Below are 25341 nucleotides of genomic sequence, written 5' to 3'. Positions count from 1 at the left end.
CCACCCTCGAAAGGCACGACCTCCATGACGTTCTCCCTGGGCATCGTCGGCGCCGGACAGTTCTCGGGCCAGTTCGCGAAACTGTTCCTGGCCCACCCCGGCGTCAGCGACATCCATGTCACCGACATCCTCCCCGAACGGGCCGAGCAACTGGCCGCCGCGGAAGGACTGACCGGCACCTTCCCCTCGTACGAAGCCATGCTGGAGTCGAAGGACGTCGACGCCGTGGCGATCTTCACCCAGCGCTGGACCCACGGGCCGCTGGTCCTGCAAGGCCTGAACGCCGGCAAGCACGTCTACTCCGCCGTCCCGATGGCGATCACCGCCGAGGAGATCGAGGCGATCATCGACGCGGTCAAGGCGACCGGGCTGACGTACATGATGGGCGAGACCAGCCAGTACAACCCGGCTACCGTGCACGCCCGCAACCAGATCGCCGAGGGTGCCTTCGGCCGGCTCTTCTACGCCGAGGGCGACTACGTCCACGACATGGACCTGGGGTTCTACGAGGCGTACCAGTACAGCGGCGGCGAGAACTGGAAGGCGACGGCCAGCTATCCCCCGCTGCTGTACCCGACGCATGCCGTGGGCGGGGTGCTGGGTGCCTGGCAGACGCACGCGGTGAGCGTGTCGGCGATCGGCGTCGTCGACGACCGCGGGGACGGCGTGTTCGACAAGGAGGTCAGCCAGTTCGACAACGACTTCTCCAACGCGACCGCGCTCTTCGAGGTGGCGGGCGGCGGCTCCTTCCGGACGAACGAGTTCCGGCGGGTCGGCTACCCCTCGCACATCCGGGAGTCCCGTTTCCGGTTCTTCGGGACGGAGGGGAGCATGGAGCAGCTCGCCACGTTCGCGCTGTGGCAGGACAAGAAGGGGGTGAAGGACATCAGCGAGTTGCTGGAGCCCAAGCCCACCATGTCCCCCGACGACCCGTCCCTGCAGCACATCGCACCGGACCTGCGGGCCGCCTTCACCTCCGGCTCGGCGCCGGTGCACGACAGGTCGCGGCTGCCGCGGGAGTTCGACAACCTGCACAACGGCCACGAGGGCAGCCACCACTTCCTGGTGGACGACTTCGTGACCGCGGTGAACACGCGGACACTGCCGTCGGTGAACGCGTGGGTCGCCGCCCGCTACACCCTGCCGGGCATCGTCGCGCACGAGTCCGCGCGGCAGGGCGGGGTCAGGCTGGAGATCCCGGACTTCGGGGACGCGCCCCAGTAGCGGGACGCGGGCCGGCCGGGCGCCGCTGTCAGGTGCCCGGCTTGCGGCCGTACACGAAGACGTCGTCGCCGTTCTTCAGCAGCGACCAGTACTTCTTGGCCGTGGTGGTGGTCATGTTGACGCAGCCGTGCGAGCCCGGCGGGTTCCACATGCTGAGGCCCACCGAGTGGAAGGCCTGGCCGCCGTCGAAGAACTGGCTGTAGGGCATGGGCACGTTGTAGATGCTGGAGACGTGGTCGATGTCCCGCCAGTAGACCTTCTTCAGGCCGGTACGGGTCTCGTAGCCGTCGCGGCCGGTGCGTACGGGGACCGGGCCGTAGACGAGGTTCCTGCCGTCCTGGATCCAGCTCAGCTGGAGGGTCAGGTTCACGCAGGCGATTCGCCCCTTGTTGACCGGGCATGTCCCGTTCTTGTTGGGGTTGTTCCCGACGGCCTTCTGCTTGTTCATCAGGTCCATCACGCCCCAGGTGACGGATCCCGCGTACCCGGCGTTCGGAGTGATGCCGTGCTTCGTCTGGAAGGCCTGGATGGCCTTGCAGTCGGTGGCGGACTGCCTGCCGTCGACCGGCCGGCCGAGGAACTTCTCCACCTGCTTCTGGTAGGGCCCGGTCTGCGTGGTGCAGCTCGCCGCCTGGGCGGGCGCGGTGCCCAGCGCGAGCGTCAACGGTGCCACCAGTCCGGTGATCCCGAGCACGACGGCACCCCGTCTGCGTATGTCTCCCATGACCATCCCCCTTTATACGGTCCTGCGATCTCTGCAAGCTAGACCGGTGCCCGGGGGATTCGGTTGTAGTGCCGCACACGCTGCGACGAAACGGTGACATTCGGCACTGGCGCGACCGGCCCTACGGGGAGCTGGGGGCTGTGGCCTCGGCCGCCGCCCCCGCCCGCGCAGGGCGGCGGCCGTCTCCTCGGCCGCGCGCCCGTCCACGTCGGTGACCAGGACGCGCGCCCCCTCCTCGGCGAACTGCCGGGCGGGGGCCGCCCCGATGCCGCGGGCGGCGCCCGTGATGAGAACTCCTTGTCCCTCGAACCGTGTTGTGTCCGTCATGGGATCGACCGTAGTAACGCGACGATCACCTGGGCAGCTGTTGTGCGTCCCTGTCGCGGTACGGCGGGGACGTCACCGGTACCCCGTCGTGTCTGCCGGCTTGTCCGCGTCCTGCACCTCGACCAGGTACCGCCAGGCGTCGGGGCGGCTGCCGTCGAGGTCGGTGAAGCCGTACTCCCGGGCGAGGCCGCCGCTGGAGTGGGACGCGCCGTTCCAGCGCGCCACGTCGGGGTCGGCGGCGAGGGCGGCGACCGCGCGGCCGACGTAGTGCGGTGTCTCGGAGATGGCGAAGTGGGGCACGCTGTCGAGGGCGTCGCGCCAGTTGTCCTCGCGCACCCCGAAGTTCTCGAGCATGATCTCCGAGCGCATCCAGCCCGGGGTCAGGGCCACGGCGGTGGCGCCGCGCGGGCCGAGTTCGTGGCCGAGGGAGAAGGCCATGCGCAGGACGGACGCCTTGGCGAGGTCGTAGAAGAAGTTGACGCGGTAGGTGTCGCGGTTGTACTCGGTGGTGCCGTCGGTCATCTCCACCACCAGCCCGCCGGGGTGCCGCAGCAGCAGGGGCAGGGCGTGGTGGCTGGTGATCGCGTGCGTCTCGACCGCGAGCCGGAGGATCCTGAGCCCGTCGTCGAGGTCGTGTTCCCAGACGGGGGTGTCCCACGCGAAGAGCTTCTCTCCGCCCCAGATGTCGTTGACGAGGATGTCGAGACGACCCTGCTCGTCGGCGATGCGGCCGACGAGGGTGCGGACCTGTGCGGCGTCGAGGTGGTCCGTCGGCACCGCGATGCCCTGGCCGCCGGCTTCGGTGACGAGGTCGGCGGTGTCCTCGATGGTCTCGGGGCGGTCGTACTCGGAGCGGCGGGTCCGGGTGGAGCGGCCGGTGACGTAGACGGTCGCGCCGGCCGCTCCGAGTTCCACGGCGATGCCGCGTCCGGCTCCTCGGGTCGCTCCGGCGACCAGTGCGACCTTGCCCTTCAACGGCTGTGACATGCCTTGCCTCCCGTGTGCCCGGTTGTTTCTTCGAGCATGGGGGGTAAGCCGGACAACCTCTGTCGTCTTTTACGGTCGTGTTTTACGGCCGTGTTTTACGGTCGCTTTTCACGCGGGGTCGTCCGGCTCCGGTGTCACGTCACCCGGTCGCGCGCAGTCTCTCGTCCAGGGCGGCGAAGTCCGGGAGGAACCAGATGTGGCCGCCCTGGTTGGTCTCGTGGACGAAGTCGCGCAGGGCGGTGCTCGCGGCGACGTGCGCGGAGATGTCCCCGACCACGGCGAGGCGCAGCCGGTAGGTCACGAACTTCTGCATGACCGCGCCCGCGATGCCCGTCCGCAGCCGGAAGAACTCCTCGGTCACTCGTTCCGCGGGGACGGCGACCACCTGCGCGTCCCGTCCGAACGCGTCGCCGATCAGGTCGAGCGCCGCGCTCTCGCCGTCCAGGGGCGGGCCGTCGGGGGCGCAGCGCAGGACTCCGACGCCGTGCAGGCGTAAGACGGGGTCGGGGGTCGTGGTCTCGGGTCCGTCAGTGGCCACGGGTGATCCAATCGTCCAGTTGGGGGGCCTCCGCGCCGATGGTGGTCGGGTCGCCGTGACCGGTGAGCACCTTGGTCTCGGGCGGGAGGGCGAGCAGGCGCTCGCGGATCGAGGTGATGATCGTGGGGAAGTGGGAGTAGGAGCGACCGGTCGCGCCGGGGCCGCCCTGGAAGAGGGTGTCTCCGGTGAAGACGGTGGCCAGGCCGGGGTCGTACAGGCAGACCGCGCCCGGCGCGTGCCCGGGAGTGTGCAGGACCCGCAGGCCGGCGCCGGCCGCCTCGATGACCTGGCCGTCGGTGAGCCAGGCGTCGGGGTCGCGGTCCGGGTGGGTCTGCTTCCACAGCGGCAGGTCGTCGGGGTGCAGCCAGATGGTGGCGCCGGTGCGCTCGGCCAGGGCGGGGGCGGCGTCGATGTGGTCGTTGTGGGCGTGGGTGCACACGATCGCCGTCAGCCGCCGGTCGCCGACGGCCCGGGCGATGGCGTCGGCATCGTGGGCGGCGTCGATGACGACGGCCTCGTGGTCGTCGCCGACGATCCACACGTTGTTGTCCACGTCCCAGGTGCCGCCGTCCAGGCTGAACTGACCGGAGGTGACGAGGCGTTCGACGCGGGCGGCCATCACAGCACCACCACCGAGCGCAGCACGTCCCCGTGATGCATCCGATCGAAGGCCTTCTCCACGTCGGTCAGTTCGATCGTCTCGGTGACGAACGCGCCCAGGTCCAGGCGGCCCTGCAGGTGCAGGTCGATCAGCATCGGGAAGTCGCGGGAGGGCAGGCAGTCGCCGTACCAGGAGGATTTGAGGGCACCGCCACGGCCGAAGACATCCAGAAGGGGCAGTTCGAGCTTCATCTCCGGGGTGGGCACGCCGACCAGGACGACCGTGCCGGCCAGGTCACGGGCGTAGAAGGCCTGCTGGTAGGTTTCCGGGCGGCCGACCGCCTCGATGACGACGTCCGCGCCGAACCCGCCGGTCAGCTCGCGGATCGCCGCCACCGGATCGGTCGCACGGGAGTTGACCGTGTGTGTGGCCCCCATGGTGCGGGCGGTGTCGAGTTTGCGGTCGTCGATGTCCACCGCGATGATCTTCGCCGCGCCCGCCAGCCGCGCCCCGGCGATCGCCGCGTCCCCCACGCCCCCGCAGCCGATGACCGCGACCGTGTCACCGCGGCCGACCTGTCCGGTGTTGATCGCGGCACCGATCCCGGCCATCACGCCGCAGCCCAGCAGCCCGGCCACCGCCGCCGAAACCGACGGGTCCACCTTGGTGCACTGCCCGGCCGCCACCAGTGTCTTCTCCGCGAACGCCCCGATACCGAGGGCCGGGGAGAGCTCCTGGCCGGTGGCGGCCAGCGTCATCTTCTGGTCGGCGTTGTGGGTGTCGAAGCAGTACCAGGGCCGCCCGCGCAGACAGGCCCGGCACTTCCCGCACACGGCCCGCCAGTTCAGGATCACGAAGTCCCCGGGGGCGACCTCGGTGACCCCGTCGCCGACCGCCTCCACCACACCCGCGGCCTCGTGGCCGAGCAGGAAGGGGAAGTCGTCGCTGATCCCGCCCTGCTTGTAGTGCAGGTCGGTGTGGCACACCCCGCAGGCCTGCACCTGGACCACGGCCTCACCCGGGCCCGGATCCGGCACGACGATCGTCTCCACCCGCACCGGCTGGTCCTTGCCCGGTGCGATCACGCCACGTACTTCCTGCGCCATCGTGTCGGCCCTTTCCTCGTGTCCGTCCCTGTCCCGACCCTACGCGGGACTGATCGGTAACGGCATGACATCACGAGGTGCCGGTCGGCCCTGCCCGCGGGGGAACGTGTGCCCGACGCGGACGTAGCCTGAGTGCTCCGCCCGCCGCAGGTCCGAAGGAGAACCGTGAGCAACGCCCGGACGGAGTCGGAGACGCCCACGTGGCGGCTCCTTCTCGGATATGTACGGCCGCACCGCTGGGCCCTGCTCGCGGGGGCCCTCCTCTCGCTGGTCACCGGCGCCACCGGGCTTCTGTTGCCGCTGGTCGCACGGGAGTTGATCGACGATCTCGCGCACGATCGCACCATCACGGGCGCGTTGGTCGCCATGTCGGGCCTGGTGGTCGCCAACACGGCGCTGGGCGCGCTGGGTTCGTATGTGCTGCGGCGCACGGCGGAGTCGGTGGTGCTCGGCGCGCGGCGTGCGCTGTCCTCGTATCTGCTGCGGCTGCGGATAGCGGCCGTGGACCGTACCGAACCGGGCGACCTGATGGCCCGGATCACCTCGGACACCACGCTGCTGCGGGAGGTGACCACCGACTCGCTCGTGGGCCTGGGCACCGGCGGGCTCACGCTCGTGGCGACGTTGGTGATGATGGGCCTGGTGGATCCGGTGCTGCTCGGGGTCACGCTCGCGGTGATCCTGGCGGCGGGCACGGTCCTCGGTCTGATCGTGCCGCGCATCAACCGGGCCAGCCGGCAGGCGCAGAACGCGGTCGGGGTCATGGGTGCCTCGCTGGAGCGGATCCTGGGAGCGCTGCGCACGGTCAAGGCGTCCGGCGCCGAGCACCGGGAGGAACGCACACTGCACGCGGCCGCCGAGGAGTCATGGCGGCAGAGCGTGCGCGCCGCCAAGTGGTCGGCCGCGGCGGGCAACACGGCCGGGCTCGCGATGCAGATCGCGTTCATCACGGTGCTCGCGGTCGGCGGGGCACGGGTCGCGACCGGCGCCATCGACGTGGGCACGCTGGTGGCGTTCCTGCTGTACGTCTTCTATCTCATGTCGCCGATCCAGCAGGTCGTCGGCGCGATCACCCAGTACCAGACCGGGGCCGCGGCCCTGGCCCGCATCGAGGAGGCCCTGCGGCTGCCCGCCGAACCGGCCGCACCGCCCGCACCGCTGCCCTCCCCCGGTGCCGAGCCCGCCGCCGTCGCCTTCGCCGACGTGCGTTTCCGGTACGCCGACGACCTGCCGTACGTCCACCACGGGGTGACCTTCGACGTGCCCGCGCAGGGCATGACGGCGTTCGTCGGCCCGTCCGGCGCGGGCAAGACCACCGTCTTCTCGCTCATCGAGCGGTTCTACGACCCCGAGTCCGGCACGATCACCCTGGACGGCCGGGACCTGGCGGACTGGGAGTTGTCCCGGCTCCGTTCCGCGATCGGGTACGTGGAGCAGGACGCCCCGGTGCTGTCGGGTTCGCTGCGGGACAACCTGTTGCTGGGCCACCCGGAGGCGGACGACGACCTGGTCACGCGGGTGGTGAAGACGACCAGGCTGGACGGTCTGGTCGCCGGGCTGCCCGGCGGTCTGGACACCCTGGTCGGGCACCGCGGCACCAAGCTGTCGGGCGGCGAGCGCCAGCGGGTCGCCATCGCCCGCGCCCTGCTGCGCCGGCCCCGGCTGCTCCTCCTGGACGAGGCGACCTCGCAGCTGGACGCGGTGAACGAGGCGGCGCTGCGGGACACGGTCGCGGACGTGGCCCGTACGACCACGGTGCTGGTCGTCGCGCACCGGCTGTCCACGGTGACGATGGCCGACCGGATCGTGGTGATGGACGCGGGCCGGGTGCGCGCGGTGGGCACCCACCGTGAACTGGTGGGCGCCGACCCGCTGTACGCCGAGCTGGCGGCGACGCAGTTCCTGGCGACGGTCGACTGATCACCGAGGTGACGAGTGTTCCGCCCGCCGACCCTGCGCAGGGGCTCCGTGTCGCAGGTTCCGGGGCGTGGACATGTCGCGCCCTGAAACGGTTCGCCGCGACACGGTTCGCTGCAGGCGCGGTTGGCGGCGACACGGTGCGCCGCAGGCACACGCCGAGGGCCGCTCGGAATCTCCGGGCGGCCCTCGGGGAGCAGTCGATCGGGGTCAGCCCTCGGCAGCGGGCCGCAGCCTCGCGCACTGGGCTTGCCGAGTCCGCCGGGGCGGAGGACGCTCGGAGGGAGAGGCCCTCAGTGGCCCGCTCCTCGCCGGGCCGCGGCCTCGAAGGAGGTTCATCATGGGCACCGAGGCAAGCTCCCGGTTCGACACCGACATGCTGCGCCGGGGCATCGAAGGACCGATCGCGGAGGTTCTGCTGTCGCTCTACGCGGAGGACGCCGAGATCCGGATCGTGGATCGCAACACCCAGCCCAGCCATCCCATGGTCGTGCACGGCCGGAACCAGATCGCCGAGATGTACGACGAGCTGAGCGGCCGCGAGATGACACACAAGCTGGAACGGTGTGTCGTCCAGGGCGACGAGGCCGCCTACAGCGAGTCCTGCGAGTACCCGGACGGGGTCCGCGTCCTCTCCGAGTCGATGCTGTCGCTGCGGGACGGGAAGATCGTCGAGCAGACCATGGTCCAGGCCTGGGACGAGTAACCGGAGGAGGTCAGGCCGGTCGCGGGCCGTGACTCGCGCTGAGGTGGGGCACCACCGCTGGGCGGACCTGGTCCGAGGACCGGTATGCCCGAGGGTGAGGCCCCGGCCGCAGGCACGCGGACGGGGCTCTCCCTGGCGGGGCACGGGATCAGAAGGTCAGGCTCCAGCGGTCCAGGTAGCCCGGGTCCACGGTGAAGATACCCGGCGTGTTGTCGGTGACGTGCAGCTTCCACACTCCGTTGGCGGGCAGCGCGGAGGCGTCGACCGTGAAGGTGGCGTGCAGCTCGGTGCCGGTGTCCCAGACGAAGTCCTTGACGGGGATCACGGTGCCGTTCTCGGCCACGAGATCGATGATCTGGCCTCCGATGAAGTCGTGGACCAGGTCGACGGTGACCTTGAGGTCAGAGGGGGCGTCGCCGGTGCGGCCGGTGACACGCAGCGGTGACTCGATCGCCTTCCAGTTGGGGATGTCGTAGCGGTCGGGGTTGATGAAGTGGTCGCCGCCGGAGGCCAGGACGGTCCAGGTGTAGGGCAGGTCGCGCTTCTCCGCCGCCGCGTTGGTGACGGTGACGGTGACCGCGAAGGTGCCTGCGCGGGTGGGCGTGCCGGAGATTCGGCCGTCGGCCGGGTCCAGGGTCAGGCCGTGGGGCAGTCCGGTGGCCGCGTAGGTGAGCGCGCCGGGCCGGGTCGATGTGGCGGTGATCTGTCGGCTGACCGGCTGGCCGACGGCCGCGTCGCGGGTGGAGGGGGTGTCGGCGGCGATGTGGTTGACGTAGCGGGGACCGACGTTGACCGCCGCCCATGCGTTGCCGACCGCCTCGTAGGCGTCGCTGGTGGTGCCGAACAGGTCGGCGGCTGCCTGCAGGGTGGCGGTGCGGGCGCCGGCGTAGTCGGTGGTGCTGGTCATGTAGCGGGTCAGCGCCCGGTACCAGACGTTGGTGGCGTTCGCCAGGCCCAGGGCGGCGACGGGCTTGCCGTCGTAGGTGGGACTGTCGTAGGCCACGCCGTTGATGGTCGTGCGGCCGCTGCCCTCGGCCAGCAGGTAGAAGAAGTGGTTGGCCGGCCCGGAGCTGAAGTGCGGGTCCAGCTTCTTCGTCCCGGCGGTCCACCAGTCCTGTGACGTCCCCTTCGCGGAGGCGTCCTTGGAGGGCTGGTCCATGTAGCGCAGGGGCTTGCCGGTGCCGCGGACGTCCGCGAGCTCACCGAGGAGGAAGTCGGGCGTGTCCTGGGCGTTGCCCGCGAAGAACTCCACTGCGGTGCCCATGATGTCGCTGGTGGCCTCGTTGAGTCCGCCGGATTCGCCGGTGTAGATCAGCCCGGCGGTGGCGGAGGTGACGCCATGGGTCATCTCGTGTGCGGAGATGTCCAGTTCGGTCAGCGGGCGCTTGCCGTCCAGGCCGTCGCCGTACGTCATGCAGAAGCACAGGTCGTCCCAGAACGCGTTGGCGAACCCGGTGCCGTAGTGCACGTTGGAGACGGCGCCCACACCGTCGTCGGCTATGCCGTTGCGGCCGAAGCGGTCGTGGTAGAAGTCCCAGGTCCGCTGGGCTCCGTAGGCTGCGTCGACCGCTGCCGTCTGCGCCGTGGCCGGAGTGCCGTCGCCCCATACGTCGTCGGCGTCCGTCATCAGCGTGCGGACCCCGCCGGTGACGTCGTAGGTGCGGTGGTTGCCGCGCTGGGGGTCGGCGAGCTCGAAGACGTCCGCCTTGCGCACCGACGCCAGCGGAACCGTTCCGCTGTACTGGCTGCTGCCCTCGCCGGCCTGGATGTCGTCGTAGGAGGCGAGGCGGGCACCGGTGACGGCATCGGTGATCACGTGGAGACGGCTCGGCGTGTCGTCCTCACGGACACCCGTGACAACGTTGTCCCACGCCAGTCGAGGGGCCCCGTTCGCAGCCCAGACGACCTGCCGCGATGAGGCCGCACGCTCGGCCGTAAGGGCTCGCTGCTTGTCGGCTGCCGCCAGCGCCGCCTTCTTCGCCGCGGCCGAGGAGACCGCGGCCTCGGTCGTGGGCACCGAGAGCGCCCGTGGCGTCGTGCGCGTGACGCTCTGTTCGCCGGCGCGCTCGTGGACGATCACGTCGGCACCGATCACCGGAAGTCCGGCGTAGGTGCGGGCGTAGCGCGTGTGCACGGTGCCGTCGGCGTCCTTCGAGACGTCCGTGGCGACCAGTTCTTCCTTGCCGCCCATGCGCAGGTCGCGGGCTGTGTCGTGCGCGGACTCGGTGGCGCGGTCGAGGAGTTGATCCCGCTGTGCGGGAGACAGGGGCACGCCTCGCGCTCCGGCTCTGGGCTCCGCGTCGATGGGCCGGGGCGCCGAGGCTCTGGATCCGCTCTCCAGGGCCGAGGCCGGTTGGACTGTCGGAGCGGTGATCGCGAGCACGGCCACACCGGCGGCGAGTGCGGTCGCCAGTCTGCCGCGTCCTGGTGTCGTGCGGGTGCGGGCGGGTGAACGGCGTACGCCCATGGGTGAGTTGGTCATGCGGGCAGCTCCTTTCGCCGGCTGTCGGCGGACAGCGGCGGGGGCAGGGGGACCGCGGGCTGTCGACCTGCGGTGGGAAGCAAGGCGGGTGCCGCTCAGTGCGGACAGATCGTTTCAAGGCGTCCGGGAGTTGTCACCATTGCGGAGATCGATGTCCGAAAGTCGGTCAACCGGCCGTCTCCGCACGGTGATCGGGAAGAGTGCCGCCACGTGTGCCTTTACGAGGCGGCAATACGGCGCTAACCAGCAAGGTTGGCCGTATCCGACCGGCCGTGCGCCGCCCTGCCCCGGCGTCTTGCCCCTGCGCCGTGCCGCCCGCCCGGGGGCGTGCGCCGCAACCCGGGGCGCAGTCCGGGGTACGAGCCATCTCCGCGTGGACATGGCCGGGTTCGAGCTCTGGGCGTAAGTCGGCAGTGAGGTGGGGCCGCGGGGGCCGCAGGGACCACCACCCCGGCCCGGACCGCACCCGCGGCCCACCACAGTTCGCCGTTCAGAGAGGCGCCCGGACGAGTACCACAGGGCGCGTCGCCCCGTCGGCCGACCGGGGAAACGCTCACGATTGCATGCAACCGCCCGTCCGGTGGACCGAATGCGAGGCCTGCACCACCGTGTTGCCGGGCGGCTCAACTGCCGTGCGTTTCCTGCCTGTTACCAAAGCGATGACAAGGCGTCCGGCTCTTCCGAAGATCGTCGGTGGCGGCATGGATTCCCGTCGGCCTGTACACCCGTTCAAGTCGAGGGAATCCTTTGACACAGCACTCCTCCGGAAGACGGCGCCGCCCGCTCGTGGTCGCGGCCGCCCTCCTGGTCACCGCGGCGACCCCGCACGTGGCCTTATCCGCAGATTCCAGGCCGGTGACAGCCGCGGCAACACCGTGACGCAGACCGTCGTACGCGCCGCGGGAATCGCCGGATGACCTCGGCATGAAAAGCCGCCCGGCGGTCCCGCACGACCGCCGGGCGGCACCCGCGCGCCCGAGTGCGAGCGACGGATGATCAGCCGGCGATCATCCCCCACTGCCAGGAAGAGCACGCCCGCCGCCTCCCACACCAGCACCTTGACCAGCGCCTTCAGGATGAAAGCCCGTCAGTGACGCGGAGGCTCGACCGTGGGCTCCAGGTGATTCTCGGCCCACGACGCAAGCGCGGCCAGGGCCGGTTCGATGGCGGCGCCATGTTCGGTGAGTTCATAACGGACGCGGATCGGCCTGCCGTCGACCACCGTGCGTGTGACGAGGCCGAGGTCGGCCAGTTCCACGAGACGTTCGGTGAGGATCCGGTCGCTGATCCCGGGGATGCCGCGTTTGAGGTCGGTGAAGAACACCGGTCCCTGCATGAGCGTGCCGAGGACCAAGCCGGACCACCGCTTCCCGAGCAACGTCATGACCTGGGCAAGAGGTGTACTCAGAGTGCTGCAAGCGCTACCGCCGACAGGCGAGCCGGCGGCGAAGAGACGGGGTTCCTGGTGGGTTGACAACGCCTCGCCCCTCGCTTACTTTTTACAAGCCACTTCCGATAGGGAAGTGACATGCGGACTGCTGGTGCGGTGTGCAGCACATGTCGGCCCAGCGGAACCCTTCCGCCTTCCGGCTGACGTTACCCCGAGGATAGAACATGACGACAGGCAGCCTTGAAGCCCGGATCCAGCGGCTCGAAGACCGCAACGCGATCATCGACGTGGTGATCACATACGCGATGTCCATCGACAAGGCGGACTGGGTGACGTACGCGTCGACGATGACCGACCCCGTCCACGTCGACTTCTCCGAAGCCGGCCTGCCGGCCTCGGACTTCCCCCTGGAGCAGTTCATCGGCTTCGCCGCCCAGGCCCTGGAGGGGTGGACGGCACGCCAGCACATCAGCCCCAACCACCGGGTCGTCTTCGACGACACCGACCCTGACAAGGCGATCTGCTACTCCTACATGTACGCCCAGCACTACAAGAAGGATGCCCCTGGTGGGGACTTCTACCTGATGCGCGGCTCCTACGACCACCACATGGTGCGCACCGCAGAGGGCTGGAAGATCACCAAGGTGGTCCAGCACGTCAGCTGGCTCGAGGGCAACGCCAACGCTCTGGAGATGGCAACCCAGGCATGAGCGGGCACCTGGCCGGCCGCGTTGCGTTCGTCATGGGATCTGCGCAGCCGCCGGTCAGGCCCGCGGTTCGCGGGCGCCGGACGCTCGCGTCGCAGCCTCGTATTCCCCGCTTCCGCGCATTCACCCCCGCTTGCCGAGCGGTCTGAGGTGGACCGGGAGCAATCCCGACACGCCTCAGAGCGGCTCCAGCCTGCCCCGCACTCCGGTGTCCAGTCCCAGCTCCTCGGCGAGCTGCTCGCTCATCCGCTCCAGGACCCGTTCGGCGACGGCGGGTTCGTCCCGCTCGGCCCGCGGTCGGGTTCGCGCTCGTGGACTTCGCCGATCGGCCGAACTCCGGTACATTTGTACTCGGTATCGGCTTGCGGAGGGTGAAGCTGTGAACGAGGTCCGCACTTTGACGGCCCGCGGCGCGGCGCGACGTACCGCGCTGCTACATGCCGCTATCGCCGTAGTCGCCGCGGGCGGCTCGGGCAGCCTGACGCACCGGACCGTGGCAGCGACCGCGAAGGCTTCCTTGGCTTCCGTGACGTATCACTTCTCCTCGATCGAGGACCTGCGCCGCTCGACGTTCGAGCGGGCCCTGCAGATCGTCGACGACCAGCTCACCGAGACGGCGGCGACCGGGACGGCGGATGAGTTGCCGAGGCTGGCTGCGGACTATGTGGTGGCTCTGGTCACGCACAAGAGGAGCGCTGCCGCAGCGGTGCAGGAGATGATCGTCGCGGCGACCCATGATCCCGCCCTGCGGCCGACGTTCCACACGTATCACGAGCGGCTCGCGGAGCTGCTGTCGCCCTGCGTCGGCGGGCGCACCGCCGGATTCGCGGTAGCAGCCACCCTTCAGGGGCTGATCGTCACGGCTCTGACCTATCCCGACCTCGACGCCGGCCGCTTGCACACATCTGTTCTCGACCAGATCAACCGCCTGCGGGTCGATCCGCCCGAGTAGCCGCCAAGGAGCCGGCGTCGCGCCGCGTCGCGCCGAGGCGTGTCGGCCGGCTTTTGGCCCGACGCGGGCGCGGCGCCCCATGGAACCCCCGCCCACCGGTTCCCGCATTCCGTGCTGCCCTCGCGCCGGCGAGCCGGCCGCCCCACCACCCTGTGACGCCACCCTGTGACGCCCACGACCTTGAATCTGTACATCTGTACCTGGTACACATGTACCAGGTATAGATGTACGTTTTCGCGAATGAGAGGCACCTCAATGAAGCAGAACCTTTTCGATCCATTCGACCTGCGCGGTCTGAAGCTCCCCAACCGTGTCGTGATGGCGCCGATGACGCGTGCCCGGGCGCTGGAGGAGACTCCCGACGACCTCACCGTTCGCTACTACGCGCAGCGCGCGAGCGCGGGCCTGATCGTGTCCGAGGGCGCACCCATCTCTCGCGAGGGCACCGGTTACCTGTTCACGCCGGGCCTTTACACCCGGGAGCAGATTGCCGGGTGGCGGCGCGTCACCGACGCCGTCCGCAGCCGCGATGGCCGCATCTTCGCCCAGCTCTGGCATGCCGGCCGGGCCTCGCACGTGTCCCTGCAGGCCGACAGGATCGCACCGGTCAGTTCCACCGCGAAGGCCTCGGGCGACATGGCCTTCGCCTACCAGCCGGACGGCACCCCGGGGCGGGTCCTGGCATCGACACCGCGCGCCCTGCGCACCAACGAGGTCGCGCGCGTGGTTTCCGACTTCGCCGCTGCCGCGGCCAACGCGGACCAGGCCGGCTTCCACGGTGTCGAGTTGCACGCCGCCACCCAGTATCTGTTCGAACAATTCCTCAACTCCGAGGTCAACGACCGTTCAGACCAGTACGGGGGCGGCTCCGTCGCGGACCGGATCCGCTTCACCCTTGAGGTGGTCGACGCCGTGATCGAGCGGCTCGGTGCGCCCCGCGTCGGGATCCGGATCTCGCCGTACAGCACGGTCGGCAGCATGCCGGCGGACGCCAAGACCGAGGAGACCTACCGGGCCCTGGCCGGCGAGCTCGCGACCCGCGAACTCGCCTACGTCCATGTTCACGACACGAGCGGTTTCGCGGACGACGACGGCACACTCCAGCGGCGGCTCCGGGGGCTCCTGCGCCACATGCGTGCGCAGATGCCCGGGACCGCCGTCGTGCTGGCCGGCGGAATGACACTGGACGGCGCGAACGAACTGATCGACGGCGGTGTGATCGACCTGGCGGCGTTCGGGCAGCCGTACACCAGCAACCCCGACCTCGTCGAACGCTTCCGCACCGGGGCCCCACTCACACCCCCGAACCCCGCGACCTACTTCGAGGGCGGCGTCACCGGCTACGTCGACTACCCCGCAGCCATCGACTCCACCGCGTGAGACGCTGACCGTGCCCTGCGCGCGCTGCGCGATCCAAACGCGGACCAGGAGCAGCCCGGTCAGCAGTCGGCGCAGGGCACCGTCCCACGGTGGGTTGACGAAAGACAGCCGGTGCTGGCGCTGCCGCCCGACGGCTCCTACCTGACCCGGATCGGCGGCCTCCCGCTGCGGGTGATCGAGGCCGAGTTCCACTCCCGCACCGCTGACGGCGGCGACTTCGGCGGGACCTACCGCCTGCTGACCACGCTCAACGACCACCGCACCGATCCCGCCGACCACCTGGTGCGTCTCCACCACGAGCACGGGGAGATCGAGATCACCTACCTGGCGCTACGTCACACCCTGCTCGAAGGACGAGTTCTCCGTTCCCATCACAAGGGCAGGCACGAAGGAGGCGTCGTACCGGGGCGCGGCGCCATTTATCCGGAGACTGCGGGAGCAATCGCGGCATCCGGATCCGGGTCCGGGCGACGAGGCCGAGGCGGCAGGACCCGCTGTCCCCGGGTGAGTTCGAGCACGGTTGCCAGGTCGCTGAAGGGGAGCAGTTCGTCGCCGATGATCTGGTGGGGTTCACTGCCCTTGCCGGCGATCAGGACGATGTCGTCCGGTCCCGCGGCGGAGAGAGCGAAGGCGACAGCCTCACGGCGGTCGATGAGTCGTTCGAACGGTGTGCCGGTCGCCGCGATGCCGGGGGCGATCTGGTCCAGGATGGCCTGGGGATCTTCGTTGCGGGGGTTGTCCGAGGTGAGGACGCACAGGTCGGAGTGGATTCCGGCGATCCTGCCCATGTCCGCCCGCTTGGTGGTGTCCCGGTCCCCGCCGCAGCCGAAGACGGTGATGACCTGGCCGCGTGCGAAGCCCCGGATGGTGGTCAGGACCTTGTCCAGCGAGTCCGGCGAGTGGGCGTAGTCCACGATCACCGACGTGCCCTGCGGAGTCTGGAAGCGCTCGAACCGGCCCGGAATCGCAGGCATGCGGTCGAGGGCGGCGACCAGCCCGCCCAGATCGTGGCCCAGAAGGTGGCAGGCCGCCACGGTGGCCAGCGCGTTGGCCACCGAGAAGCGGCCCGGGACGGGGATGGCCGCCGGATACTTGCGGCCGTCGTGGTGCAGGATGAAACGCGTGCCGGAAGCGTCCACGGAGAGGTCCGTGGCCCGGTAGTCCGCCTCGGCGTCCAGGGCGTACGTGGTCACCGCGCCCGGCATCATCGCCTGGATCCCGGCGCCCACCGGGTCGTCGGCGTTGACCACAGCGTGTCTGCACAAGCCCTGGAACAGACGCAGCTTGGCATCCCGGTAGTTCGCCATCGTTCCGTGATCGTCCAGGTGATCCTGCGTCAGGTTGGTGAAGACGCCGACGTCGATGAACGTACGGTCCACCCGGTGGGTCAACAGCCCCATGGACGTGGCTTCCAGTACCGCGCTGCCGACTCCGCGGTCGCGCATGCAGCCCAGCAGGTACTGCAGGTCCGGCGACTCCGGCGTGGTCAACACCGACCTCGGCATCGGGATCAACTCGTCGCCGATCCGACTGCCGGCGGTCCCGATGACCCCCACCTTCGCGCCCTCGGAGATCGACAGCACCGATTCGACCATGTACGACACCGACGTCTTGCCGTTGGTACCGGTGATCGCCACCACGTCCATCTGTCGCCCCGGCTCACCGAAGTATCGGGAGGCGACCACCGCGGCCGCCGTCCGGGTGTCCGGCACCCGTACGACGCACACCTCCGGCGCCGACGCCCACGCCGATGCCGCAGGTGCCGGCGTCGAGGCGTCGACGAGTACGGCCGCCGCGCCGCGCGCGAGGGCCGGCGCCACCGCGTCGGGGCCGCCTTCCCGGTGGCCGGGCACGGCGATGAACAGCGAACCCGGAGTCACCCGGTCGGCATCGAAGGTCGCTCCCGCGGTGACCTGCGTCGTCGCCGGGTCGCCCTGCAGAACGTGGTGCTCCTGTCCAGCCAGCAACTCGCTCAGCCTCACAGTGATGTCCCCTCGAAGGTGGCTCGGCCCGTCGTGCGGCCGTCGCCAGGCGGCAGCCCCGGCGGTGCGCCGTGAGCCGCGATGGTTCTGTTGAGCGGGTGCGCAGGTGTCGCGGAGGCGTCCGATCGACCGGACGCGGCGGCTCAGGCCCAGTGCGCAAGCCCTGCCGTGATCCCTGCGGTGTGTCTGCGAGAGCTGCAAGAGCTGCAAGAGCTGCAAGAGCTGCGAGTCACCCGAGGCCGGAGCCCCGCCTCGGGTGGGTTACGGAACGCTAGCCGTGGCCGTGCAGCGCGATACGGCCGGCCTCGGGCGCATCGTCGTCGGCTGCGGTCGCCGGGTCGACGGCCGTCGGTCCCACGGCCGCCGGTCCCACGGCAGCCGTACGCAGCCGACAGTCAGCCTGCTGGCTGTCCCTCACGGCGCGTATACGACCCATGTGCCGAGTGTACGTCCGCCTGAGCGGTCCGAAAGCCGCACGGCAAGCTCATCGGCTGGACACGGCGGCCGTCGCCGGGCAGTGGAGGGGGTGGGCGGCGCCCGGTGGCGTCGAGTTTCGGTGCCGGCCGCGGTGAACCGGCTCGGGAGCTGGGGTTCACCGGTCCGCCGCCCCGGCCCCGGGGGCGGACCGGCGCCGCACCTCAGGCGCCGGGCGGCGCCCACCCCGGTGGCCGCAGGATCCCCAGCAACTGCCGGACCAGTTCCTCGACCACCTCGTCGAGCGTCGCGTGCACCCACCCGGCGTTCCAGTCGTGGAGCAGTCCGTTGACACTTCCGATGAACGCCGTCGCGGCGAGCCGGTAGTCACGGGGCGCCGCCTCCCCGCGCGCCACGGCGGCCTCGGCCTCGGCGCACACCAGGTCGACCCAGCGGGCGCGGCGGGCCAGACGCTGTTCCTCCAGGCGTGGACTGACGCCGATGATCTCGACGAAGGTGATGCGGATACGGCGCGGGTCGCCGGTGACGTTCGCGGCGTACGCGTGGAAGATCGCGGCGACGCGCTCGGCGAGCGGGAGGTTCTCCGCGCCGGTCACGGCGTCCAGGACCGCCTGTTCGGCCCAGCCGTTGACCTCGAGGTGGAGAGCGGTCAGGACGTCCTCGAGGGTGCGGAACTCCTCGTAGAACTGGCGGGTGGACAGACCCGCGGCCTCGCTGAGCGCGGCGACGGTGGTGGCGCGATAGCCGGGGTTGTCGCCGAAGAGCTGGAGCGCGGCGTCCAGAAAGCGCCGATGCCGCTCGGCCTGCCGTTCCGCGGCGGTCTTGCCGCCATAGCGGCCGGTCGGCGTCCTGAGCCTGCCCGTCACCGCGCCTCCTCGTCCCGCCCGACTCTCGGGCACTTAGTTCGAACATTGATTTTGTCGTGTACGCACTCTTGTGGAGAAGGGCAATCCTTCCTTACTTTGCAGTAAGTTAACTCTGAATCCCACCATGTTCAGTTCTCCACTCTTGCGCGCTCATTGGCATGCCCATGCCTATCAGTACATGTCCATACCCCTAGCAGAGGAAGAGAGCAGTCATGCCTGCCATCAGAACCAGGCACCTGTGCTCCGTAGCCGCCGCCGCCTTCGTCCTGACCCTCACCGCTCCCGCGACCGCCGCGACCGCCGCCCCGGCCGGCTCCGCCGCCGCCCTGCGCGAGGTGATGTTCGTGGCGAACAACTGGGACGGCACCGCCGACGTCATCAAGTCCAGCGGGGACTTCGCGAAGATCGGCCGCGTCAACGTGATCCCCGACAAGGCCCAGCGGATGGCGGAGATCAACGCCGACCCGATCCGCTGGATCGCCTTCATGACCATCCGCAACAGTGTCGGCGAGGGACACGACCAGTTCGCCGACGACATGTACTCCACTCCGGACGGCACATCGGTGGTGGTCTCACGACCGAGCTTCGCCGACGTCGTCTCCATCAACCTGACCACGGGCGCCCTCAACTGGCGTTTCCCCGTGTCGGGTTACCGGGCCGACCACATGGCGGTCTCCCCCGACGGCAAGCGCGTCGCGGTCTCGGCCTCGACCGGCAACACCGTGCACATCCTGGACATCACCACGGGCAAGCAGCTCGGTTCGTTCGCCACGGGCGACAAGCCGCACGAGAACATCTTCACCAGCGACGGCAAGTACATCTGGAACATGGCCATCGGCGACGTGAACACCTCGATGGACGCCCCGTGGCAGGACTGGACGAAGGGCGACCGGCACATCACCGTCGTCGACGCCACGACCTACAAGCAGGTCAAGGTCATCGACATGCGCCAGCGGCTGGACGCGATCGGCCTCACCGACTACTCCGACGCGGTCCGGCCGGCCGTCTTCTCGCCCGACCAGTCCAAGCTGTACTTCCAGGTGTCGTTCTTCAACGGCTTCTTCGAGTACGACATCGCCACCGACAAGATCACCCGCACCAAGACCCTGCCGAAGAACCCGGCGACCAGCGACGACCGTACGACCTTCGTCAACGACTCGCGCCACCACGGCATTTCGATGAAACCGGACGGCTCCAAGCTGTGCGTGGCGGGCACGATGGACGACTACGCGACCGTCGTGGACCGCGCCACCCTCAAGGAGGGCCCGCTCGTCCCCGTGTCCAAGCCGTACTGGGCCACCGTCAGCGGTGACGGCAAGAGCTGCATCGTGTCCGAGAGCGGCGCCGACCAAGTCACCGCCATCGACTTCGCCACCGGGCAGAAGACGGTGTCGGTGGCGGTGGGCGACCATCCGCAGCGCGTCCGTCTGGGGCATGTGGGCGCGGGCTGGACGGGACCGGCCTCCTGAGGATCACCCCGTCAGCCGCTCGACGGCCTTGACCGCCGCGCCCGCTCCGTCCTCGATCGCCATGTGCTCCGCGGCGACCGAAAACGGAGCGGGCGTGGCTCTGCTGTCGTACGACCCGTTCCAACGCGTCGGCGAGCCGGTCGGCGGTGAGGGACCGGGAGGGGATCGGGGCGATCGCGGCGTCGGTCGCGGCCGACCGCCCCGCCCAGAGCGACGGAGTACCTCGTTCACCCGCCCTTTCGTCGAGGTCCACGCTCAGCCCTGACGCAAGGGGAGGGTCAAGGTGCCCCGGGCCGTGTCCTTCGGATCGGCCTGGGGCAGCGATTCACCCGGCCCGCTGTGCCGCCCACGCAGACAGCTCGGACCTCGCCGCGTTCAACAGAGTGGTCGAAGGTGCCGTCGTTCCGTTGGTCACCAGCGCGTAGTGCAGAACGCCGTTGCCGGGGGCGGTGAGCAGGAGGCGCCGGCTTCCGGTGCCGCCCGGTTCCGCGGCAGCCGCGATCGGGGTGTTCCGGGTGTAGGCGGGCGGCCCGTAGGACGTGCCCAGGTCGGAGACCACCGTGGTCGTCGCGGTCGGGAAGGAGGCCGGGAGGTGCAGTTCGGTGGGCGCCGAGGAGCCGTCGGAGCGCCACAGCAGCAGCCCGTACTGCCCCGAGCCGACCAGCCGGGAGACGTTCGGGAGGGAGCTCGGCACCGGGTTCCAGGTCAGGGTGGTGGAACCGTCGCGGGAGCGGTCCTCGTAGGTGAAGCCGACCGGGGTGCCGGCCGTCGCGCTCGGGTAGAGCCGGTCCAGCAGCCGGGCGTCCTGCCGCAGCACGGCCGTTCCCGAGTCGTCGAGGCGTACGGCCGACAGGTCCTCGTCGTTCCAGGAGTCACCGGAGGTGAGCACCTTGTCCGGGTTGCCGTTCATCAGCTCGTGGTGACGGCCGTTGTAGATGTCCCACTGCCACTGCGTACCGGAGAGCACCGAGCCGGAGGAGGCCGGCTTCGACCACCAACTCGAGCCCGGCAGGCGGGAGTCGAGGGCCTGGTACATCGCCTTGAGGACCGTCGGCGCCTTGTCGGAGACGGTGCCCACGAGGGGATGGCCGAACTCGCTGACGATGCCGGCCGTGCCGCCGGCCGCCGCGCGGTCGCGGACCGTGCCGAAGTCGGCCGCGTACTGGCCGTCCCCGGCCTTGCCCGGCATGAAGATCCCGGAGATGGCCTTCTGGTCGTAGAAGTGGGTGTTGAAGACGAAGTCCGGGCCGAGGGTGCCGCTGTCCAGCAGACCGCCCTCCTGCTTCTGGAAGCTGATGTTGGCGTTCCAGAACATGTTCGGCTCCACGAACGCGGGCTTGTCCTGCCAGCCCGCCGCGTCCATACGGGTGCGGAACCTCTCGTAGAACGGCCACAGCACGTCACGTTCCCAGGCGCGGCTGGTCTGCCCGGAGTCGTACACACCGGCGTGCGGCTCGTTGTACGGGTCGAAGCCGAGGACACCCGCGAACTCGGCGGCGCTCACATGCTCCTTGACGTACGACATCGTCCTCTGTGCGGTGGTGAGGAACGCGTCCTGGAGGCCGTGGGCGTTGTGCCAGAAGTCGTACGACGCTCGCTTCACGGCCTCGTTCTGGGTGATGTTCTGCCCCCAGAGCAGGCAGATCCCGCAGCTCTCGTCCGGGTAGTTCCCGGCGTCCACGGCCCATTTGGGGGCGCCGTCGCCCGTGTACCAGCTGTCGGGGTCGAACAGGTACTGGGAGTAGAGGTCCTGGTGGAAGTCGGGGTAGACGCGGATACCGGCTTCGAGGAAGGCGCGCATCTGCTCGGTTGCGGCCGACAGATAGGCCGTGTCGACCTGGCCGCGTACCGGTTCGGCGTAGGCCCAGGAGAGCAGGAAGCGGACCGAGTTGCCGCCGCCGAGGGCGCGCAGCGCGGTCGCGGACTTCTTCGCGTCGGCGACCGAGGCGAAGGGCAGGCCCTTGTTCTCGGCCAGCTTGGTCTCGCCGGAGACGTTGTAGCCGCGCAGCACGATCTCGCGGCCCTGGCCGTCGCTGAGACGGCCGTCCCGCACGGTGACAGGGCTGTCGTCGAACCAGAGGGAGTCAGAGAGCGCTTCGGCGGTGGAGGGTCTCACCCCGGTCGCCGTCAGGAATCCGGAGAGGACCACCAGAACAGCGAACAGACGCGCGGGCATTTTCGGCATGTCCATTACAGTCCGGTGATTCTGGGCCACAGTCAACTGCATCTGACTGGTGAGTAAGTTTCAACTTTCCGGTCCGGAGCGCCCATCGTCCCGGCCCGGAACGTCACCCGCCGACGCGACGCGTCACGTTCAGCAGGTACTCCTTCCTGCTCAGCGGGTTGTGGTCGGTGCGCGGGCGGCTCGGAGGGGTGCCGCGCACAATCGGCGCGTAGTGGTCGAAGACGCTTTCCAGTTCGCCCTCGCCCCGGGTGAGCCCCGGAAGCCGCTGTTCCAGCTCATGTACCCGATCAGCCGGAACCACACCCTCCAGTACGCAGCCACCGCCCTGCGTCTCGGTGGCCCGCGGTACGGCCCGCAGGGCGGCCAGCACCGGGAGCAGCGCGCCGAGGGTGTCCGCGGGCGCCTCGACGCGGAAGTGGTGCATCGGCTCGTACACGGTGGTGCCGGCCCGGCGCAGGGCTTCGAACAGGACCAGCGGAGTCAGTCCGCGGAAGTCGGCGCCGGTGCTGGACATGCTCTTGTCGAAGCCCTGATGGGCGTGGCTCTGCCGGGGCGCGTAGCCGCAGTGGGTCATGGTGACCACACAGTCGGCGACCTGCCAGCCGTGCGGACCCTGTTCGAGAGTGTCGCGCACGGTGTCCTCGACGGCCTTGAAGAAGGCGTACGGCATGGAGCCGAGTTCGACCTCCAGCCGGAAGCCCACTCGGGATCCGGCCGGGGCAGGCTCGACGCGCAGGCCGACGGTGGCGAGGAAGGGGTTGGCGTCCTCCTTCATGAACTCGGCCGCCGCGCCCGTGCCGGCGGGGCGCTCGACACACAGGGGCGTGGTCGTGCGGAAGCCGACGGCGAGGCCGAAATCGTCGGCGAGGGTGGCCTGGATGACCTCCTTCTGCACCTCTCCGTAGAGGGACACGGACATCTCCCGCCGGATCTCGTCGTACCGCAGGTCGATCAGCGGGTCCTGTTCGGCGAGTTGGGTGAGCGCGAGATGCAGGGCCCGTCGGTCCGTGCCCGGGCCGGGGACGACGACCGTTTCGAGGGTGGGCGGGGCGAAGAAGTGGTCGTCGGCCTTGCGGGGTTCGCCCAGGGCGTCGCCGATCCGGATGTCGGCAAGACCCCACAGCTTGGCGATCCGGCCCGCGCGCACCGCGTCCCGGCGGAGGTCCGTGCCATGGTCGAAGACACTGATCGCGGTGATCCGGCCGTCCTCGCGGGCGTCCGCGAAGGGGATGCGGTCGCGGGTGCGCAGGGTGCCGGAGAACATCCGGACGTACGCGATCTTCTCGCCCGCCGGGCCCCTCTCGACCTTGAACACGGTGCCGGAGACCGGCCCGTCGGGGTCGCCGCCCGCGGCGGGCAGCAACTCCTCGATCCCCGCCATCAGTTCGGCCACGCCCGCGCCGGTGACGGCGGAGCCGAAGTACACAGGGTGCACCAGGGCCTGCCGGGTGCGGTCGCCGAGGGCGGCACGGAGCCGGGCGGCGGAGAGGGTGCCGTCGACGTAGGCGGCCAGCAGGTCGTCGTCCTGGCCGGCGAGGACGTCGAGGGCGGCAGAACCGGGACCGGCGGTGAAGCGGGCGTCGCGAGTGCCGAGTCCGGTGGTCGTTCCCATCGGTACGACGGCCGCCGTGAGCCGTTCGGCGATCTGCCGCAGCACGCCTTCGTACCGCGCGCCCCGCCGGTCGATCTTGTTGACGAAGACGAGTGTGGGGATACGCAGGCGTTGCAGGGTCCGCATGAGGACGCGGGTCTGTGCCTGGACACCTTCGACGGCCGAGACCACCAGCACGGCGCCGTCGAGAACGCCGAGCACCCGCTCCACCTCGGCGATGAAGTCGGGGTGGCCGGGGGTGTCGATGAGGTTGACCGTCACGTCGTCGAGCGCGAAGGAGACGACGGCGGACTTGATGGTGATCCCGCGCCGGCGCTCCAGCGCGAGCGTGTCGGTCTGGGTGCTTCCGGCGTCGACGCTGCCGATCTCGTCGATCACTCCGACCGAGTGCAGCAGCCGCTCGGTCAGGCTGGTCTTACCTGCGTCGACGTGCGCGAGAATGCCGAGGTTGAGCAAGTGCACGAAGCCTCATGTCCTTTGAAGTGGGGGTGCTTCCTTCCTGGGCGGACATGAACGGTGTGCGCATTGCTGCTCCTGGATCGTGCGGCGGGACGCGGCGGCCGAGCCGGCGGCCCTCTCGGCGGCGGGGTCGTCCTCATGGTCCTGCGGTGGGGCGGGTACGGCGGCGGGTACGGCGGCGGGTACGGCGAGCGTGACCGTGCGGGAACGGCGGGTGTGACCTTGCGAGAACGACAGCCGTGGCCGTGCGGGGGCTGAGCGCCCAAGATCGAGGCGCTGAGGAAGACCGGCCTCGTCGACACGGACGCCGTGACGGAGGTCTGGGAGGCGGCCCTCGCGGCCCCCGCCTGGGGCCGGCCACCAGTGTGGATCCACGGCGACCTCGACACCGGAAACCTGCTGGCCGTGGACGGCAGGCTCAGCGCGCCGGACGCGGGCCTCGGCGGCCAGGGAGTCCCGTGCGTCGCCCATCGGCACTCCGAATCAGCACGCCGTCCAGTTCAGCGGGGCGCCACCCCGCGCGTCCAACGAATTAGGGGTGTCCCCCCGGTTCCCAGGGCTGGGCGCCGTGCAACTGCTCGGAGTCGGGGAGAGCGACCCGCCGGCGCGGCGGCAGGGAGTACAGGGTCACGTCCGTGAGCCGGCCGGCGGTGATGGTCGCGGTCAGGTAGGTGCAGTGGGGCTGGCGGCGGCGGTCGGTCGGGGAGCCCGGATTGAGCAGGCGCAGGCCGGAGGGGCGATGGTGTCCCAGGGGATGTGGCTGTGGCCGAAGACCAGGACGTCGGTGTCCGGGAAACGGGCGGCGCAGCGCGTCTCGCGGCCCTGGGCGGGGCCCGTCTCGTGGATCACGGCGAAGCGCAGTCCGTCCAGATCGACGTACGCGATCTCGGGCAGCCTGGTGCGCAACTGCGGTCCGTCGTTGTTGCCGTACACGGCGACCAACCTGCGGCTGCGGCTCTCCAGCAGGTCGAGGGTGGCCGTGTCGACCCAGTCGCCGGCGTGGAACACGACGTCCGCGCGCGGGAGTTCGGCAAGCAGGGGCGCGGGCAGTTCCCTGGCCCGCTTGGGGAGGTGAGTGTCGGACATCAGCAGCAGACGCACGGCTGTCAGCCTAGGCCGACCGGTCACGGGACGCATGGCTGGTGTCGGGGAAGGCACTCCGGTTGTGCGTGTTGCCGGTGATGTCGCCGGGGTACCAGGTAGTGCCGCCGGGATGTCGGTGGTGCCAGTGGTGCCGCCGGGATGCCGGTGATGCCGCCGGGGTGACCGGCCCGGATTCTGGAGCTGCCGAC

At 70.0% G+C, this 25341-nt stretch carries 20 protein-coding genes and 3 pseudogenes; 8 read left to right on the top strand and 15 right to left on the bottom strand.

Translation table 11 applies throughout. The features are described from left to right. The first annotated feature begins 24 nt into the window (after positions 1–24). Complete coding sequence (locus M2271_RS00855; RefSeq protein ID WP_280885076.1) at positions 25–1224, top strand: Gfo/Idh/MocA family oxidoreductase; 1200 nt, start codon at positions 25–27, stop codon at positions 1222–1224. A gap of 28 nt (positions 1225–1252) precedes the next feature. Here M2271_RS00855 and M2271_RS00850 read toward each other — a convergent pair whose 3' ends face one another. The 6 genes and pseudogenes from M2271_RS00850 to M2271_RS00825 form a co-directional block, all read right to left on the bottom strand. After that, positions 1253–1948 carry a L,D-transpeptidase gene (locus tag M2271_RS00850; RefSeq protein ID WP_280885075.1) on the bottom strand — a complete coding sequence of 232 codons (696 nt, stop codon included), beginning with the start codon at positions 1946–1948 and terminating at the stop codon, positions 1253–1255. Positions 1949–2104: 156 nt separating this feature from the next. Beyond that, positions 2105–2275: pseudogene (locus tag M2271_RS00845) on the bottom strand (SDR family NAD(P)-dependent oxidoreductase); the annotation flags it as partial. A 72-nt stretch (positions 2276–2347) separates the two neighbouring features. Further along, positions 2348–3262 (bottom strand): SDR family oxidoreductase, encoded by a 915-nt coding sequence (locus M2271_RS00840; protein WP_280885074.1) that lies wholly within the window; start codon positions 3260–3262, stop codon positions 2348–2350. A 139-nt stretch (positions 3263–3401) separates the two neighbouring features. Further along, the gene (locus tag M2271_RS00835) at positions 3402–3800 is read right to left on the bottom strand and encodes a DUF4180 domain-containing protein (RefSeq protein WP_280885073.1); all 399 of its coding nucleotides are present in this window, start codon (positions 3798–3800) and stop codon (positions 3402–3404) included. Then, entirely contained in the window at positions 3790–4419 is a 630-nt protein-coding gene (locus M2271_RS00830; protein WP_280885072.1) for an MBL fold metallo-hydrolase, read from the bottom strand. The genes M2271_RS00835 and M2271_RS00830 overlap by 11 nt, the downstream gene beginning before the upstream one ends. Then, entirely contained in the window at positions 4419–5507 is a 1089-nt protein-coding gene (locus M2271_RS00825; RefSeq protein ID WP_280885071.1) for an S-(hydroxymethyl)mycothiol dehydrogenase, read from the bottom strand. Before M2271_RS00825 ends, M2271_RS00830 begins: the two co-directional genes overlap by 1 nt. Positions 5508–5672: 165 nt before the next feature. On the opposite strand from M2271_RS00825, the gene M2271_RS00820 reads away from it, so the two are divergent. Both M2271_RS00820 and M2271_RS00815 read left to right on the top strand, forming a co-directional pair. Further along, on the top strand, positions 5673–7427 hold the full coding sequence (locus M2271_RS00820) for an ABC transporter ATP-binding protein (protein ID WP_280885070.1): 1755 nt from the start codon (positions 5673–5675) through the stop codon (positions 7425–7427). Between the two features lie 337 nt (positions 7428–7764). Continuing rightward, entirely contained in the window at positions 7765–8130 is a 366-nt protein-coding gene (locus M2271_RS00815; RefSeq protein ID WP_280885069.1) for a nuclear transport factor 2 family protein, read from the top strand. 148 nt (positions 8131–8278) lie between these two features. On the opposite strand, the gene M2271_RS00810 is transcribed toward M2271_RS00815, so the two are convergent. Next, entirely contained in the window at positions 8279–10612 is a 2334-nt protein-coding gene (locus tag M2271_RS00810; protein WP_280885068.1) for a M4 family metallopeptidase, read from the bottom strand. A gap of 1087 nt (positions 10613–11699) precedes the next feature. Further along, positions 11700–11996, bottom strand: coding sequence for a helix-turn-helix domain-containing protein (locus M2271_RS00805; RefSeq protein WP_280885067.1), 297 nt, complete (start codon positions 11994–11996; stop codon positions 11700–11702). A 230-nt stretch (positions 11997–12226) separates the two neighbouring features. Here M2271_RS00805 and M2271_RS00800 point away from each other — a divergent pair, with 230 nt between their 5' ends. After that, a complete protein-coding gene (locus M2271_RS00800) occupies positions 12227–12712 on the top strand; it encodes a nuclear transport factor 2 family protein (RefSeq protein ID WP_280885066.1) in 486 nt (161 codons plus the stop codon). Between the two features lie 174 nt (positions 12713–12886). Here M2271_RS00800 and M2271_RS00795 read toward each other — a convergent pair whose 3' ends face one another. Beyond that, entirely contained in the window at positions 12887–13054 is a 168-nt protein-coding gene (locus M2271_RS00795) for a hypothetical protein (protein ID WP_280885064.1), read from the bottom strand. Between the two features lie 34 nt (positions 13055–13088). Between M2271_RS00795 and M2271_RS00790 the strand changes: the two genes are divergently transcribed. Both M2271_RS00790 and M2271_RS00785 read left to right on the top strand, forming a co-directional pair. Then, positions 13089–13661, top strand: coding sequence for a TetR family transcriptional regulator (locus M2271_RS00790; protein WP_280885063.1), 573 nt, complete (start codon positions 13089–13091; stop codon positions 13659–13661). Between the two features lie 255 nt (positions 13662–13916). Then, positions 13917–15041, top strand: a complete 1125-nt coding sequence (locus M2271_RS00785; protein ID WP_280885062.1) for an alkene reductase — start codon at positions 13917–13919, stop codon at positions 15039–15041. 419 nt (positions 15042–15460) lie between these two features. Here M2271_RS00785 and M2271_RS00780 read toward each other — a convergent pair whose 3' ends face one another. The 3 genes from M2271_RS00780 to M2271_RS00770 all read right to left on the bottom strand — a co-directional run bounded on the left by M2271_RS00780 (position 15461) and on the right by M2271_RS00770 (position 18324). Further along, complete coding sequence (locus tag M2271_RS00780) at positions 15461–17023, bottom strand: UDP-N-acetylmuramoyl-L-alanyl-D-glutamate--2,6-diaminopimelate ligase (protein WP_280885061.1); 1563 nt, start codon at positions 17021–17023, stop codon at positions 15461–15463. A gap of 271 nt (positions 17024–17294) precedes the next feature. Continuing rightward, positions 17295–17459, bottom strand: coding sequence for a hypothetical protein (locus tag M2271_RS00775; RefSeq protein ID WP_280885060.1), 165 nt, complete (start codon positions 17457–17459; stop codon positions 17295–17297). Between the two features lie 202 nt (positions 17460–17661). Continuing rightward, complete coding sequence (locus M2271_RS00770; RefSeq protein WP_280885059.1) at positions 17662–18324, bottom strand: TetR/AcrR family transcriptional regulator; 663 nt, start codon at positions 18322–18324, stop codon at positions 17662–17664. 212 nt (positions 18325–18536) lie between these two features. Here M2271_RS00770 and M2271_RS00765 point away from each other — a divergent pair, with 212 nt between their 5' ends. Continuing rightward, on the top strand, positions 18537–19793 hold the full coding sequence (locus M2271_RS00765) for a YncE family protein (RefSeq protein WP_280885058.1): 1257 nt from the start codon (positions 18537–18539) through the stop codon (positions 19791–19793). Between the two features lie 325 nt (positions 19794–20118). Here M2271_RS00765 and M2271_RS00760 read toward each other — a convergent pair whose 3' ends face one another. Next, positions 20119–21978, bottom strand: coding sequence for a cellulase family glycosylhydrolase (locus tag M2271_RS00760; protein WP_280885057.1), 1860 nt, complete (start codon positions 21976–21978; stop codon positions 20119–20121). Positions 21979–22081: 103 nt separating this feature from the next. Continuing rightward, positions 22082–24052: a TetM/TetW/TetO/TetS family tetracycline resistance ribosomal protection protein gene (locus M2271_RS00755; protein WP_280885056.1), complete on the bottom strand. Its 1971-nt coding sequence runs from the start codon at positions 24050–24052 to the stop codon at positions 22082–22084. Between the two features lie 285 nt (positions 24053–24337). On the opposite strand from M2271_RS00755, the pseudogene M2271_RS00750 reads away from it, so the two are divergent. Further along, positions 24338–24475 (top strand): annotated as a pseudogene (locus M2271_RS00750) (phosphotransferase); the annotation flags it as partial. A gap of 106 nt (positions 24476–24581) precedes the next feature. On the opposite strand, the pseudogene M2271_RS00745 reads toward M2271_RS00750, so the two are convergent. After that, positions 24582–25150 (bottom strand): annotated as a pseudogene (locus M2271_RS00745) (metallophosphoesterase). Between the last annotated feature and the right edge of the window lie 191 nt (positions 25151–25341).

The organism is Streptomyces sp. LBL, from assembly GCF_029893585.1.
Taxonomy (GTDB): Bacteria; Actinomycetota; Actinomycetes; order Streptomycetales; family Streptomycetaceae; genus Streptomyces.
The sequence above is the reverse complement of the archived record's forward strand: the minus strand, read 5'-3'. Positions and strand labels throughout refer to the sequence as shown.

Coding starts and splice junctions, on each gene's coding strand:
- M2271_RS00850 (WP_280885075.1), bottom strand. CDS start 1,948: ATGGGAGACATACGCAGACGGGGTGCCGTCGTGCTCGGGATCACCGGA.
- M2271_RS00810 (WP_280885068.1), bottom strand. CDS start 10,612: ATGACCAACTCACCCATGGGCGTACGCCGTTCACCCGCCCGCACCCGC.
- M2271_RS00805 (WP_280885067.1), bottom strand. CDS start 11,996: ATGACGTTGCTCGGGAAGCGGTGGTCCGGCTTGGTCCTCGGCACGCTC.
- M2271_RS00795 (WP_280885064.1), bottom strand. CDS start 13,054: ATGTACCGGAGTTCGGCCGATCGGCGAAGTCCACGAGCGCGAACCCGA.
- M2271_RS00815 (WP_280885069.1), top strand. CDS start 7,765: ATGGGCACCGAGGCAAGCTCCCGGTTCGACACCGACATGCTGCGCCGG.
- M2271_RS00855 (WP_280885076.1), top strand. CDS start 25: ATGACGTTCTCCCTGGGCATCGTCGGCGCCGGACAGTTCTCGGGCCAG.
- M2271_RS00800 (WP_280885066.1), top strand. CDS start 12,227: ATGACGACAGGCAGCCTTGAAGCCCGGATCCAGCGGCTCGAAGACCGC.
- M2271_RS00775 (WP_280885060.1), bottom strand. CDS start 17,459: ATGGGTCGTATACGCGCCGTGAGGGACAGCCAGCAGGCTGACTGTCGG.
- M2271_RS00830 (WP_280885072.1), bottom strand. CDS start 4,419: ATGGCCGCCCGCGTCGAACGCCTCGTCACCTCCGGTCAGTTCAGCCTG.
- M2271_RS00760 (WP_280885057.1), bottom strand. CDS start 21,978: ATGCCGAAAATGCCCGCGCGTCTGTTCGCTGTTCTGGTGGTCCTCTCC.
- M2271_RS00825 (WP_280885071.1), bottom strand. CDS start 5,507: ATGGCGCAGGAAGTACGTGGCGTGATCGCACCGGGCAAGGACCAGCCG.
- M2271_RS00840 (WP_280885074.1), bottom strand. CDS start 3,262: ATGTCACAGCCGTTGAAGGGCAAGGTCGCACTGGTCGCCGGAGCGACC.
- M2271_RS00765 (WP_280885058.1), top strand. CDS start 18,537: ATGCCTGCCATCAGAACCAGGCACCTGTGCTCCGTAGCCGCCGCCGCC.
- M2271_RS00785 (WP_280885062.1), top strand. CDS start 13,917: ATGAAGCAGAACCTTTTCGATCCATTCGACCTGCGCGGTCTGAAGCTC.